This is a genomic window from Streptomyces sp. P13-3-3 (assembly GCF_050571355.1).
In the GTDB taxonomy this organism is placed as follows: Bacteria; Actinomycetota; Actinomycetes; order Streptomycetales; family Streptomycetaceae; genus Streptomyces; species Streptomyces althioticus.
Genome location: NZ_CP192228.1, coordinates 2,121,042 through 2,135,033 on the forward strand (window position 1 = coordinate 2,121,042; position 13,992 = coordinate 2,135,033).

Consider the following 13,992-nt stretch of genomic DNA (forward strand, 5'->3'; position numbering starts at 1 on the left):
CACAAGAACCCGGCGGACGGGGAGAACGGGGGAGCGAGGTCAGACGGCCGCGGACTCGGCGCGGGCGGCGTCGGACTCCGCGGTGTCCGTGTCCTGGCCCGTGTCCGCCGTGCGCTCGCGCGCCTCGCGGCGGGCCAGCACGACCCAGCCGACCGGCACGGCGGCGGCGAACAGCCACCACTGGATCGCGTACGCGTAGTTCAGCGCCGCGTTCTCCTTGCCGGGGTGGCCGAGCTGCTGGGGGAGGCCGCTCGCGGGCTCGGGCGCGGTCTGCGCCACGTAGCCGCCGAGCACGTCGGCGTCCAGCCGCTCCGCCTCCCGCTCGCTGTTGATCAGCATGATCTGCCGGTCCGGCAGGCCCTCGAGGTCCTTGATGCCGCTGGCCTCGGTCGTCTCGTCCGGCATCAGCCGGCCGGTGATCGTGGTCTCGCCGCGCGGCGGGGCGGGGATCTTCGGGAAATCGGTCTGGCTGGGGCCGTCGGCGGGGATCCAGCCACGGTTGACCAGCAGCACCTTGCCGTCGTCGAGGACGAACGGGGTCATGACGTGGAAGCCGATCTCCTCGTCGGCGTTGGTGCGGCGGCGCACCACCACCTCGGCGTCCGTGTCGAAGCGGCCCGTGGCGGTCACCGTGCGGTACCGCTCGGCACGGGTCACCGCGTGCCCCGGGGCCGCGAGCCGCTCCACCGGCACCGGGTCGGCGGCCAGCGCGTCGGTCACCAGCTGGTTGCGCGCGGAGCGCTCCTCGTAGCGGTTCATCTGCCAGATGCCCAGCGCGATCATCGTGGGGACGAGAAGCAGGGCGACCAGTGTGAGGGTCACCCATTGCCGGGACAGCAGGAAGCGGTACACCCCACGAAGGTACAACCCGGGCGCGCGGCGCCCCGAGCCGGGTACGTCCCCGCGCGTCCTCCCGCGTCCGCCCGCTCCCGGGCGGGCGGTCAGGTCTCCGAGGCGGGCTCGACGTCGGAGAGGAGCTGGCCGAAGGCGGCCTCGTCGACCACCGGCGTGCCGTACTGGCGGGCCTTGACCGTCTTCGACGTGCCCGAGTCCGGGTCGTTGGTCACCAGCAGGCTGGTGAGCCGGGACAGGCTCGTCGCCACGTGCAGCCCCGCCTCGGTCGCCCGGTCCTCCAGGAGGTCGCGCTCGGTGGACGTGTCGCCGGAGAACGCCACCCGCATGCCCTGCTTGAGACGCTTGCCCGGTTCGTACCGTCCCGGGTTGGGATAGGGGCATGCGGGTCTTTTGCGGCTGGGGCGCCAACTGGAGGGCGCCCGCCCGCCGTAGGACGCCTGCTGCCCGATGCGGGGACGGTCCGACCACTCGGTGAGCGGCCGGCACTCGTGCAGCGGCAGCCGGAGGCCGCCCGCCGCCGCGGCCCGCAGACTGGGCCGGAACGCCTCCGCCAGCACGCGCGCGTCGTCCAGCGCGTGGTGCGCCCGGCGCTGCACCACGCCGAAGTGCGCCGCGAGCGACTCCAGCTTGTGGTTGGGCAGCGGCAGCCTCAGCTCCTTGGAGAGCGCGATGGTGCACAGGCGCTGCTTCACCGGAGCCTCGCCGCGCGCGCGGGCGTACTCGCGGGCGATCATCTGCCAGTCGAACACCGCGTTGTGCGCCACCAGGACGCGGCCCTCCAGGCGCGCCGCGAACTCCGCCGCGATGTCCTGGAACAGGGGCGCGCCCTCGAGCATCTCGCTCGTCAGGCCGTGTATCCACACCGGGCCCGGGTCGCGCTCCGGGTTGACCACCGTGTACCAGTGGTCCTCGACCTCGCCGCGCGCGTCCAGCCGGTAGACGGCCGCGGAGATGATGCGGTCGTCCCGGGCCAGCCCCGTCGTCTCCACGTCGACGACCGCGTATCCCTGCGGATACGCGGCCGGCCACGCGGTGGGGGAGGCGGCTGCGGCGGTGAGGTCTTCGAGCATGGTTCACGAGGATACGGCCCGCTGCTGACAGGCCTGTCCGTCAGGTGCCCCGTGCGGCGCGTCCGTTCACACGCGCGCGTGACGGCGCGCGCGGCGGTCACCAGCGGATCGGCACCGGCAGCGCCGTCAGCAGTCCCGACACCGCGACCACCAGGGCGAGTACGCCCACCTCCGCCCGCGCGGGTGAACGCGCGGTCAGCGGGTCGGCCGCCCGCGCCAGCCGCACCCGCGCCCACAGGGCGAGCGCGGACACGCCCGCCATCAGGACCACCTTGGCCAGCAGCACGCGCCCGTACGCGGTGTCCGTGAGCTGCTCCAGGATCGTCCCGGGCGGCATCCGGCGCAGTGAACTGCACACGCCCGTCGCGGTGATGGCGGCCAGCAGGACGAGCGCCACGCGCGCGTAGCGGCCCAGCAGCGCCGCGCCCGCCTCCACGTGGTCCCACAGCCGCATCGTGCGCAGGACGTGCGGCAGACCGCCCACCCACAGCGAGGCGCACGTCAGGTGCACCAGCGTCAGCCCCGAGCCGACGAGCGGGCTGTACTCCGTCGTCGGGTGCGCGCGGAGCGCCTCGGCGACGACGACCGCCGCCAGCGGCAGGGCCTGGGTGACGGGGCGGCGCGACGCGGAGCAGAGGGCCGCCGCGAGGAAGCCGTTGACCTCCAGCAGGGCGAGCTTGCCGTCCCGCGTCTCGTACAGGCCGCCCACGTCGATGTCGGCGGGGCTGCCCGGCACGAGGTTGCCGGTCGCCACGACGGACGCGAGTCCCAGCGCGGCCACGAAGCCGACGGAGTTGGCGACGGTGGACCAACTGCGCGGCAGGGCGGGCGGCGCGCCGGGAAGCGTGCGCGCCAGCCGCACGGCGAACAACTCGCCCACGGGCACGGCCAGCGCGGCGAACAGCACGGTGCGCAGGAGGGCTATGCCCCCGGTGCCGGGCGGGTCCGCCTCCCCGGTTCCGTGCAGCGCGGGCGACGGCCCGAGCAAGGGTATCAGCGCGCCGAGCACCACCAGGACGAGCACGGCCACGGCCCGCCGCCCACCGGACGCCGGAACCGCACGGGACCGGGCCCTGGATTTCGTCAGAGTCACCCCAGGATCTTCACAAGGTCACACAGAGCAGGGCAAGTGCGGGTCGGTATGCGGACTTTGTCCGCCCGTTACCGGTGGGCGCGCGGCCACTTCCGGGCGCCGGCCCCACGCCTCGGCAAGCCCGGCGCACCAGAGGGCGCGCCTGCCCGGGTGTGCGGACGGCCGTCGTCAGGGCCTGCGCCGCCGACGACCACTCCGTCCCAGTCACCGCCCCTCGTGGCGAGCGCCTGCCGGCACGCCGGTGCCGGCGGCCGGCGCTGCCTACAGCCACCGCGCCGTGTCCGCTCCCCACGCCCCGGGAGCCCGGGCCCAGTCACGCGGCCCGCCCTCGAAGTCCACCGGCGGCAGGGCGTACCGCAACCTCCCCAGCGTGCTGTCCCGTTCCGTCAGCCAGGGGACGGGGGAGAGGTCGGTCCCGGGTTCCCCGGTCACCCGATCCCCGGCGCCCGCCGCCAGTTCGGCCGCCGTACGCGCCAGCGCGACCCGGACCAGCCGGCTGCCGCCCGCCTCCGCCTGGTCCGACAGGGCGCGCAGCACCCCAGCCGCCAGCAGATACCCCGTGCCGTGGTCGAGGGCCTGGGCGGGGAGCGCGCCCGGCCGGCCCTCCGGCCCGCGTTCGACGTGGGCGATGCCCGTCGCCACCTGGACCAGGCTGTCGAAGCCGCGGCGCCCCGCCCAGGGGCCCGTTGCGCCCCACGCCGAGAGCTGCGCCACGACCACCCCCGGCCGCCGCTCGGCCAGAGCCTCCGCGCCCAGCCCGAAGCGGTCCAGGGCGCCCGGCCGGTACCCGGTGACGACCACGTCCGCCCCCGCCAGCAGCTCCTCGAACCTCTCCCGGTCCCCGACCAGGTCCAGCAGCGCCGACCGCTTCCCGAAGCCCGTGTCGGTGTGCTGGTCCGGCAGTTCGGGCAGGCCGGGCGGGTCGAGGCGCAGCACGTCCGCGCCGAGCAGGGCGAGCGTGCGGGTGGCGACCGGCCCGGCGATGACCCGCGTGAGGTCCAGCACCCGCAGTCCCGCGGCGGGCAGCAGCGGACCCCCTCCGTCCACCGCCGCGAACTCCCGCGCGGGCGCGGAGTCCAGCCGGACCCGCTCCACCAGCGGCAGCCGCGCCACGGCCGTCGCCTGCTCGTGCGCCGCCCACTCCTCGGGCGTGCGCAGGGCGACGGCCAGACCGCCGGCGGCCGTGACCGTCTCCTCCACCTCCCGCGCGGACCTCCCCGCGAGCGCCGCGGCCACCGCGTCCGGGTCCTCCGGCGTGCCCAGCGCGGCGAGCAGCCGCGCCCGGTGGTGCGGATAGTTGGCGTGGGTGCGCACCCACCCGTCCGCCGTGCGCCAGAACCGTGACAGCGGGGCGAAGCTCTCCGCGGCCCGCCCGTCGGTCCGCAGGTGACGCTCGCTCACGAACGCGGTGGCCACCGCCCCGTCGTCCACCCGCACCGCCGGGACCTCGCCGCCGCCCGTGCGCCGGGCCGCGAGCTCGGCGGCGGCCAGCGCGCACACGCCGACGCACGCCCCCGCGAACTCCCGCACCGGCAGCCGTGAGGACAGCACGCCGGGCCGCTCGACGGGGAACACCCGCGTCACGAGGGCGGGCTGCCCGCCGAGACCTGACCAGAAGGACGCGAGAGGAGTCATGGCCCTACTGTGCAGCACCGCACGGCCGGGCAGACGAAAGGGGCCGGGCGCAACCGCCCGGCCCCTCCCTGGAACGCCTCACGGAACGACGGCGACTACCGCGTCACCGCGTCCAGCGCGTCCGCCATGCCCCAGCCGTAGAAGCCGTTGCGGTTCTTCGGGCCCTCGCACACCGCGTCGGCCTTGCCGTCGTTGTCGATGTCGTACGGCTTGGTGCAGGCGGTGGCGTCGGCCTGCGCGTACAGCAGGGCCTTCACCAGCGCCGGCGGCGCGTACGGGTGCTTCGACTTGATCAGCGCGGCGACGCCCGCGACGTGCGGGGACGCCATCGACGTACCGGCCATGTAGCCGTAGCCGCCGCCGGGCAGCGTGCCCAGGATCAGACCGCTGGTGGCGGGCGGAGCCGGCGTCTGCAGGGCCGTCGAGTCACCGCCGGGCGCGGCGATGTCGATGATCCCGCGGCCGTAGTTGGAGAACGACGACTTCAGACCCTTCGCGCCGGTCGACGCGACCGTCACCACGCCCGGGAGCTGCGTGGGGATGTCCAGGCACTTCGACGGGTCGATCTCGCGGTCCGACGGCGTGCCGTCGTTCGGCGAGGACGGGTCGGTGATCGAGTCGGACGCGAGGTCGTAGTTCTCGTTGCCCGCCGCCGCGACGTTGACCGCGCCCTTGCGCTCCGCGTACCGCGTGGCCCGGGAGACGGCCTCGACGAGCGCCTTCTGGTCCGGGTCGTTCGTGCAGTTGAAGTACCAGGGGTCGGTGTAATAGCTGTTGTTGGTGACGTCGACCCCGTGCTCGGCCGCCCACATGAAGCCGCACACCACGGCCTCGGTGTAGAAGTAGCCGTCCGGGTTGGACACCTTGATGCCGGAGACCTTCACCCCGGGGGCGACACCGGTCATGCCGACGCCGTTCTTCGCGGCGGCGATCTCACCGGCGACGTGCGTGCCGTGCGGGCTCTCCGCCGCGCCCGGACGCCAGGCACCCTCGCTGGTGTCGGGCTTGCCCGCCACGCAGTTCACCGACGCGGCCCGGTCGAAGTTGGGCGCGATGTCGGGGTGCGTGTCGTCGACGCCCGTGTCGATGACGGCGACGGTCACCTTCGGGCTGCCCAGCGACTTCTCGTGCGCCTTGTCCGCCTTGATGGCGGCCAGGTCCCACTGGAGGTTCTCCAGCGGGTCCTGGCCGGCGGCGGCCTCCGCCGTCGCCTCGGCGACCTCGGCGGCGCTGAGCACCTTCGGGGAGCCCAGGTCCGTGGTGGCCGCCGACGGCAGCGGCGCGTTGCGGGTGGCGCCGGCCGACTGCACCCCGGGCACCTTGCGGATCGTCTTCGCGAAGTCGGCGTCCGACGCGTGGACGACGATCACGCCGATCTTCTCGTAGGACGTCACGATCGTCCCGCCGGCCTTGGCGATCGCCTTCTTCACATGCGCCGGCGCGCCGTGCCCGCCCTGCACGTTGACCACGTAGCTCAGGGAGGCCGCGTCCGCGGAGGCGGCCCCCTGGTCGGCGGGGGCGGCCGTGGCGGCCGTGTTCGGCAGGAACGCGAGCGCGGTCGCCAGGGCCATGCCGGCCGGGACGACGAGCGCCCGGCGGTGGCGCGGGTGAGACGCTGTCATGAAGTCTCCAGTTCGTTCACTTTGACGTGCTGACGGTACGGCGGGTGTGCGGGGACCCGGCTCACTTGACGGCGCGGAGCGCGTCGACGATGCCGTGCCCGTAGAAGCCGTTGACCTGTCGGCCGCCCTCGCATGTCGCGTCCTGCGTTCCGTCACCGTCCTGGTCGTACGACGCGGGGCAGCCCGGGTTGTTCGCCTGCGCCTTGAGCAGCGCCTGCAGAGCCGCCGGGGGCAGCCACGGGTGCTTGGACTTCAGCAGCGCCGCGACGCCGGCCGCGTGCGGGGAGGCCATCGAGGTGCCCTGGAGCCAGGCGTACTCGCCGTTCGGCATCGTGGACAGGATGCGGCCGTTCTTCGACGGGGTGTCCGGCAGCTGGTAGCGGCCGTCACCGCCCGGCGCGGCCACGTCGATGACGCGGTTGCCGTACGAGGAGTAGTACGACTTGAGGTTGTCGGAGCCCGTCGCGCTGATCGTGACGACGCCCGGGAGCTGCGTGGGCGCGTCGAAGCACTCGCTCGGGTCGATGGTGCGCGGCACCGGAGTGGTGTCGTTGGGGCTGGACGCGTCGTCGATGGCGTCCGAGGCCAGGTCGTGGTTGGAGTTGCCGGCCGAGGCGAAGTGCAGGGTGCCCTTGTGCTGGGCGTACAGCTGGGCGCGGTTGACCGCGTCGACGATGGCCCGCTGGTCGGGGTCGTCCATGCAGTTGTACATCCACGGGTCGACGTAGTAGCTGTTGTTCGTGATCTCCACGCCGTGGTCGGCGGCGAACACGAACGCGCAGACGACGGCCTCCGCGTAGAACAGCCCGTTGTCCGGGTCGGTGACGTTGATCGCCGACACCTTCACGCCGGGCGCGACACCGGCCACGCCGACGCCGTTGCGGGCGGCGGCGATCTCGCCGGCCACGTGCGTGCCGTGGTAGTCGTCCGCGGTGTACGGCCGCCAGGAGCCCGGGGTGGTGTCCGGGGCGCCGCCGAAGCAGTTGGCGGACTGGGACTTCGAGAAGTTCGGGGCGAGGTCCGGGTGGGTGTCGTCGACGCCGGTGTCGATGACGGCGACCGTGACGTTCCTGCTGCCCGGGTTGATCTTCGCGGCCTTGTCGGCGCCGATGGCGCGCAGGTCCCACTGATCGGCCTCGAGCGGCTCGCTGCCGGGCGTCTTCGCCGACGCGGCCTTCAGCTTCGCGGCGTCGGCGGCCGTCAGGTACTCGGCGGAGCCGGCGTCCGTGGTCCCGGCGGGGGCCAGCGGGGCGGTGCGGGTGGCGCCGGCCGACTGCACGCCGGGCACCGCGCGGAGGGTCTCGGCGAAGTCGCCGTTCGCGGAACGGACGACGATGACGCCGATCTTCTCGTACGCGATGACGATCTCACCGTCCGCCGCGGCGATCGCCTGCTTCACCTTGGCGACCGTGCGGTGGTCCGCCTTGGTGTTGACGACGTACGACAGGACGGGCGCGTCCGCAGCCTGCTCCGCCGTGGCCGTGGGCGCGGCCGGCGCGGCCGAGGCCGCCGCGGGCAGGAAGCCGAGCGAGGCGGTCAGCGACAGCACGACGGGAACGGCGAGGGCGAGCCGGCGTCTGGAACGCAGATGAGCCATGGGATCTCCACATCATCCGGAAACGAAACCGGCCCGAGACAGGGGTGGCTGCCCGGGCAGGTACATGACGGGTGGTGCAGGGTGAAGCTATCCCGCCCGTCCGCTGGCCAGCAATGATTTGCGTGCAACGTCTTCGGAAAACGTCCACGGAAAAGAACCGAACCGAGTTGAACCGGTCCTCGCGTGGCGCCGTGCCCTTGGGCAGGAAGCGCGAGGACACTCGCCTTCGCCTACGCAAGAACCGACCCGCATCGCGAGGAGACTCCGTGGCCGCCGAAGCACCGCCCCCCTCGACACAGAAAGCCAAACTCCCCACGCCGGAGGAGTTCACCGAGGTTCAGGAGAGCGCTGAGTTCGGTGAACTACGGCGCTCCCACCGCTCGTTCGCCTTCCCGCTGACCATCGGCTTCATCGTCTGGTACCTGCTGTACGTGCTGCTGTCCAACTACGCGGGCGGCTTCATGGGCGCCAAGCTCGTCGGCAACATCAACGTGGCCTTCGTCTTCGGCGTGCTGCAGTTCGTCAGCACCTTCCTCATCGCCTGGTGGTACTCCAAGCACGCCGCCGCCAAGCTCGACCCCAAGGCCGAGGCCATCAAGACCCGTATGGAGGGCGGCGCATGAGCCCCGCGATCACCCATGTCACCCTCGCCGCGAACGAGGCCAGCGAGCACCGGCCGCTGATCATCACGCTGTTCGCGCTGTTCGTGGTCGCCACCCTCGGCATCACCGTGTGGGCCGGCCGGCAGACCAAGGACGCCGCCGACTTCTACGCGGGCGGACGGCAGTTCAGCGCCTTCCAGAACGGACTCGCCGTCTCCGGCGACTACATGTCCGCCGCGTCCTTCCTCGGCATCGCCGGCGCGATCGCCCTCTTCGGCTACGACGGCTTCCTCTACTCCATCGGCTTCCTGGTCGCCTGGCTCGTCGCGCTGCTGCTCGTCGCCGAACCGCTGCGCAACTCCGGCCGCTACACGATGGGCGACGTCCTCGCCTACCGCATGCGCCAGCGTCCGGTCCGCACCGCGGCCGGCACCTCCACGATCGTCGTGTCGATCTTCTACCTGCTGGCCCAGATGGCGGGCGCGGGCGTACTCGTCTCCCTGCTGCTCGGCATCACCTCCGACGCCGGCAAGATCCTCATCGTCGCCCTCGTCGGCGTCCTGATGATCGTGTACGTCTCGATCGGCGGCATGAAGGGCACCACCTGGGTGCAGATGGTCAAGGCCGTGCTGCTCATCGGCGGCACGATCCTCATCACCTTCCTGGTGCTGCTGAAGTTCAACTTCAACATCTCCGACCTGCTGGGCAAGGCCGCCGAGAACAGCGGCAAGGGCGACGCCTTCCTGGAGCCCGGCCTCCAGTACGGCGCCGACAACCTCACCAAGCTGGACTTCCTCTCCCTGGGCATCGCCCTGGTGCTCGGCACCGCCGGCCTGCCGCACATCCTGATCCGCTTCTACACGGTGCCGAACGCCAAGGCCGCCCGTAAGTCCGTGAACTGGGCCATCGGCATCATCGGCGGCTTCTACCTGATGACCATCGCGCTCGGCTTCGGCGCGGCGGCACTCATCTCGCAGGAAGAGATCATCGAGTCCAACCCGTCCGGCAACACGGCGGCGCCGCTGCTCGCCCTGCACATCGGCGGCGTCGACTCGGCCTGGGGCGCGATCCTGCTCGCCACCATCTCGGCGGTCGCGTTCGCCACCATCCTCGCGGTGGTCGCCGGACTCACGCTGGCCTCGTCGTCCTCCTTCGCGCACGACATCTACGCCAACGTCATCCGCAAGGGGAAGGCCACCGAGAAGGAGGAGATGAGGGCGGCCCGCTGGGCGACCGTCCTCATCGGCATCGTCTCCATCGCCCTCGGCGCCCTCGCCCGCGACCTCAACGTCGCCGGCCTGGTCGCCCTGGCCTTCGCGGTCGCCGCCTCGGCCAACCTGCCGACCATCCTCTACAGCCTGTTCTGGAAGCGGTTCACCACCCAGGGCGCGCTGTGGTCGATCTACGGCGGTCTGATCGTCGCCGTCGGCCTGGTGCTCTTCTCGCCGGTCGTCTCCGGCGACCCGAAGGCGATGTTCCCGGACGTCGACTTCGCCTGGTTCCCGCTGAAGAACCCGGGCATCATCTCCATCCCGTTCGGCTTCCTGATGGGCTGGCTGGGCACCGTCCTGTCCAAGGAGGAGCCCGACGCCAAGAAGTACGCGGAGCTGGAGGTCCGGTCCCTCACCGGCACCGGCGCCCACTGACGGACACCGCGCGCGACGGCCGCGTCGCAGGGACCCTCGTAGGTCCCTACGACGCGGCCGTCGGCATCTCGTCACATCACGTCGCTGGGTGATGTCGGCGGCGTCACGTACGCTCGCAGGTACCGGACATCGAGGAATCGGCGTACAGGGAGGGGCCCCACGTGCTCATCGACACCTACGGCCGGGTGGCGACCGACCTGCGGGTCTCGCTCACCGACCGGTGCAACCTGCGCTGCACCTACTGCATGCCCGAGGAAGGGCTGCAGTGGCTCGCCAAGCCCGATCTGCTCACCGACGACGAGATCGTCCGGCTGATCGACATCGCGGTCACCTCCCTGGGCATCGAGGAGGTGCGCTTCACCGGAGGTGAGCCCCTGCTCCGTCCCGGCCTGGTCGGCATCGTGGAGCGGGTCGCCGCCCTCGAACCCCGCCCGCAGATGTCCCTCACGACCAACGGCATCGGGCTGCGCCGCACGGCGGACGCCCTGAAGGCGGCCGGCCTGGACCGGGTCAACGTCTCCCTCGACACGCTCCGCCCCGACGTCTTCAAGACCCTCACCCGCCGCGACCGCCACCAGGACGTCCTGGACGGCCTGTACGCGGCCCGTGAGGCCGGTCTGACGCCCGTGAAGGTGAACTCGGTCCTGATGCCGGGGCTCAACGACGACGAGGCCCCCGACCTGCTCGCCTGGGCCGTCGAGCACGACTACGAGCTGCGGTTCATCGAACAGATGCCGCTGGACGCCCAGCACGGCTGGAAGCGCGACGGCATGATCACCGCGGGGGACATCCTCGCCTCCCTGCGCACCCGCTTCGAGCTGACCCCCGAGGGCGAGGAGAAGCGCGGCTCCGCCCCCGCCGAGCGCTGGCTGGTCGACGGCGGCCCGCACCGGGTGGGCGTCATCGCCTCCGTCACCCGGCCGTTCTGCTCCGCCTGCGACCGCACCCGTCTCACCGCCGACGGACAGGTCCGCACCTGCCTGTTCGCCACCGAGGAGACCGACCTGCGCGCGGCCCTGCGCTCCGGCGCGGACGACGAGGAGATCGCCCGCATCTGGAAGCTCGCCATGTGGGGCAAGAAGGCGGGCGCGGGCCTCGACGACCCGACGTTCGTCCAGCCGGACCGTCCCATGTCCGCCATCGGCGGCTGAGCCGCCCGGGACGCTCCGGCCGGGGGCTCAGGCTCCCTCCGGGGCCTCCCACTCCTCGAAGCGCACCACGTCCTTCAGGAAGCCGCGCACCCCGAGGAACTGCGCCAGATGCTCCCGGTGCTCCTCGCAGGCCAGCCACGTCTTGCGCCGCTCAGGCGTGTGGATCTTCGGGTTGTTCCAGGCCAGCACCCACGCGGCGGGGGCACGGCAGCCCTTCGCGGAGCAGATGGGCGTCTCGGGGTCAGGGTTGATCACCGTCCGACCCTAACCCGTGCCCGGAGGGACATCCGCCCCGGGAAAAGGCGACGCCGAGCAGCCACGGGGGGAGCTGCCCGGCGTCGGTCCGTCGCTCCGACGGGGGATGCGGAGCGCGTACGAAGTATGTCACGGGTCACCCCGCCCCCGGCACCGAAAGAACATGATTGATCTGAGGTTTCTTTGAGCTTGACCGGGAAGTTACTTCCGCTCGGGGCGTCCGGTGCTCCCACCTCGCCGCTCAGGCGCGTCCCTGATCCTCGGATCGTGCGCCCGGCGCCGTCTGCGACGGCACTTCTTCCGGATCTGGTTCCGTCGCACCGTCGTTCGTCCGCGGCGGTGCGATCATCTGCTTCATCGGGGCCATGACGAAGGTCGACGGCAGGGACGGGGCGTTCTCCCGGCCCGCGTTGGCGATCACCACGGCGATGTACGGCAGGACCGCCCCGAGCACCAGTGCCACGATCGCGACGTGCCGCTCGACGTTCCACAGGGTGGCCGCCAGGATGACCGAGATCGTGCGAACGAGCATCGAGATCACGTACCGGCGCTGCCGCCCCCTCACGTCCTCCTGGAGGCCCGTCCGGGCGCCCGTGATCCGGAACACCTGAGCGCCGCCGCCACGCTGCTTCCGCATCACATTCCACCATCCGCCCGCATCGGACCCTTCCGGACAAGCCCAACGGTACGCCGCACCCCACCCGGTCACGAGAGCGGGTCGCCCGGCCCGCACCACCCCGGCTGGGCCGTACCGCGTACGCCATGTCCGACATGCGGCGTACCGCGACTGGGCCGACACTTGCCGTAATGCTCGCGTCAAGTCGTACGAGGAGGCAGCCATGGGCTGGTTGTGGGCGATCATCGTGGGATTCGTGCTCGGCCTGCTGGCCAAGGCGGTGATCCCGGGCAAGCAGCACATCCCGCTCTGGCTGGCCACCATCTGCGGCATGATCGGCGCGATCGTCGGCAACGCCATCGCACGCGGCTTCGGCATCGAGGAGACCCGGGGCATCGACTGGGGGCGGCACATCTTCCAGCTCGGCGCGGCCATCGTCGTCGTGCTGCTCGCGGAGATGATCTACAACTCGATGAAGCGCAGGAAGCACGAGAGCCAGCGGGCCTGACCGCCGGCCGTCCGGGCACGGCGGAGGGGCGGGCCCGCACGGAGCCCGCCCCTCGCGCACACCGCCGGCTCAGCCGGCCGCGACCTCCACGGCCGCCAGGTTCTTCTTGCCGCGGCGCAGCACCAGCCAGCGCCCGTGCAGCAGGTCCTCCTTCGCGGGGACGGCGTCCTCGGCGGCGACCTTGACGTTGTTCACGTAGGCGCCTCCCTCCTTCACCGTCCGGCGCGCGGCGGACTTGCTGGGGACCAGGCCGACCTCGGCGAACAGGTCCACCACCGGACCCAGCTCGGCCACCTTCACGTGCGGCACCTCGGAGAGCGCCGCCGCCAGCGTGCGCTCGTCCAGCTCACCCAGCTCGCCCTGGCCGAACAGGGCCTTCGACGCGGCGATCACGGCGGCCGTCTGGTCGGCGCCGTGCACCAGCGTCGTCAGCTCCTCCGCCAGCGCGCGCTGCGCGGCACGCGCCTGCGGACGCTCCGCCGTCTGCCGCTCCAGCTCCTCCAGCTCCTCACGGGACTTGAAGGACAGGATCCGCATGTAGCCCGAGATGTCCCGGTCGTCCACGTTCAACCAGAACTGGTAGAACGCGTACGGCGTGGTCATCTCCGGGTCGAGCCAGACGGCGCCGCCCTCGGTCTTGCCGAACTTGGTGCCGTCCGCCTTCGTCATCAGCGGCGTCGCGTAGGCGTGGACGGACGCCTCCGGCTCCAGCCGGTGCAGCAGGTCGAGACCGGCCGTGAGGTTGCCCCACTGGTCGCTGCCGCCCTGCTGCAGGACGCAGCCGTAGCGGCGGTAGAGCTGGAGGAAGTCCATCGCCTGGAGCAGCTGGTAGCTGAACTCCGTGTAGCTGATGCCCTCGGAGGACTCCAGGCGCCGGGCGACCGAGTCCTTCGTCAGCATCTTGTTGACGCGGAAGTGCTTGCCGATGTCCCGCAGGAACTCGATCGCGGACAGGTTCGCCGTCCAGTCGAGGTTGTTGACCATCACGGCCGCGTTCTCGCCCTCGAAGGACAGGAACGGCTCGATCTGGGAGCGCAGCCGCTCCACCCAGCCCGCGACCGTCTCCGGCGAGTTCAGCGTGCGCTCGGCCGTCGGCCGCGGGTCGCCGATCTGCCCGGTCGCGCCGCCCACCAGCGCCAGCGGCCGGTGACCGGCCTGCTGGAGCCGGCGCACGGTGAGCACCTGCACCAGGTGCCCCACGTGCAGCGACGGCGCGGTCGGGTCGAAGCCGCAATAGAACGTGACGGGACCGTCCGCGAGCGCCTTGCGCAAAGCGTCCTCGTCAGTGGACTGGGCGAACAGCCCGCGCCACTTCAGCTCGTCGACGATGTCCGTCACGGTT

General features: G+C 72.0%; 13 protein-coding genes. 4 read left to right on the top strand and 9 right to left on the bottom strand.

All coding sequences use genetic code 11. The features are described from left to right. Positions 1-39 precede the first annotated feature (39 nt). From ACQZOG_RS09565 to ACQZOG_RS09590, 6 genes are all read right to left on the bottom strand, one after another. Positions 40-852, bottom strand: a complete 813-nt coding sequence (locus ACQZOG_RS09565; RefSeq protein WP_193456371.1) for an SURF1 family cytochrome oxidase biogenesis protein — start codon at positions 850-852, stop codon at positions 40-42. Between the two features lie 89 nt (positions 853-941). After that, positions 942-1,925 (bottom strand): DEDDh family exonuclease, encoded by a 984-nt coding sequence (locus ACQZOG_RS09570; protein WP_359672953.1) that lies wholly within the window; start codon positions 1,923-1,925, stop codon positions 942-944. Positions 1,926-2,022: 97 nt separating this feature from the next. After that, positions 2,023-2,955, bottom strand: a complete 933-nt coding sequence (locus ACQZOG_RS09575) for a CopD family protein (protein ID WP_033275618.1) — start codon at positions 2,953-2,955, stop codon at positions 2,023-2,025. Positions 2,956-3,279: 324 nt separating this feature from the next. Then, the gene (locus ACQZOG_RS09580) at positions 3,280-4,653 is read right to left on the bottom strand and encodes a CoA transferase (protein ID WP_430741437.1); all 1,374 of its coding nucleotides are present in this window, start codon (positions 4,651-4,653) and stop codon (positions 3,280-3,282) included. Between the two features lie 95 nt (positions 4,654-4,748). Next, positions 4,749-6,275, bottom strand: a complete 1,527-nt coding sequence (locus ACQZOG_RS09585; protein WP_033275616.1) for a S8 family peptidase — start codon at positions 6,273-6,275, stop codon at positions 4,749-4,751. Positions 6,276-6,336: 61 nt separating this feature from the next. Further along, entirely contained in the window at positions 6,337-7,872 is a 1,536-nt protein-coding gene (locus ACQZOG_RS09590) for a S8 family peptidase (RefSeq protein WP_430741438.1), read from the bottom strand. A 266-nt stretch (positions 7,873-8,138) separates the two neighbouring features. Here ACQZOG_RS09590 and ACQZOG_RS09595 point away from each other — a divergent pair, with 266 nt between their 5' ends. The 3 genes from ACQZOG_RS09595 (at position 8,139) to moaA (ending at position 11,271) form a co-directional block, all read left to right on the top strand. Then, on the top strand, positions 8,139-8,495 hold the full coding sequence (locus tag ACQZOG_RS09595; RefSeq protein ID WP_033275614.1) for a DUF485 domain-containing protein: 357 nt from the start codon (positions 8,139-8,141) through the stop codon (positions 8,493-8,495). Beyond that, on the top strand, positions 8,492-10,120 hold the full coding sequence (locus ACQZOG_RS09600; RefSeq protein WP_033275613.1) for a solute symporter family protein: 1,629 nt from the start codon (positions 8,492-8,494) through the stop codon (positions 10,118-10,120). The genes ACQZOG_RS09595 and ACQZOG_RS09600 overlap by 4 nt, the downstream gene beginning before the upstream one ends. Positions 10,121-10,281: 161 nt before the next feature. After that, a complete protein-coding gene (gene moaA, locus ACQZOG_RS09605) occupies positions 10,282-11,271 on the top strand; it encodes a GTP 3',8-cyclase MoaA (protein WP_033275612.1) in 990 nt (329 codons plus the stop codon). A gap of 27 nt (positions 11,272-11,298) precedes the next feature. Here the strand turns inward: moaA and ACQZOG_RS09610 are convergent, their stop codons facing one another. Next, positions 11,299-11,526: a hypothetical protein gene (locus ACQZOG_RS09610; protein WP_033275611.1), complete on the bottom strand. Its 228-nt coding sequence runs from the start codon at positions 11,524-11,526 to the stop codon at positions 11,299-11,301. 241 nt (positions 11,527-11,767) lie between these two features. Beyond that, the gene (locus ACQZOG_RS09615) at positions 11,768-12,163 is read right to left on the bottom strand and encodes a DUF3099 domain-containing protein (protein ID WP_033275610.1); all 396 of its coding nucleotides are present in this window, start codon (positions 12,161-12,163) and stop codon (positions 11,768-11,770) included. Between the two features lie 202 nt (positions 12,164-12,365). Between ACQZOG_RS09615 and ACQZOG_RS09620 the strand changes: the two genes are divergently transcribed. After that, entirely contained in the window at positions 12,366-12,650 is a 285-nt protein-coding gene (locus tag ACQZOG_RS09620) for a GlsB/YeaQ/YmgE family stress response membrane protein (RefSeq protein WP_033275609.1), read from the top strand. Between the two features lie 69 nt (positions 12,651-12,719). Here the strand turns inward: ACQZOG_RS09620 and tyrS are convergent, their stop codons facing one another. Then, positions 12,720-13,988 (bottom strand): tyrosine--tRNA ligase, encoded by a 1,269-nt coding sequence (gene tyrS, locus ACQZOG_RS09625; protein ID WP_033275608.1) that lies wholly within the window; start codon positions 13,986-13,988, stop codon positions 12,720-12,722. Positions 13,989-13,992: the final 4 nt, after the last annotated feature.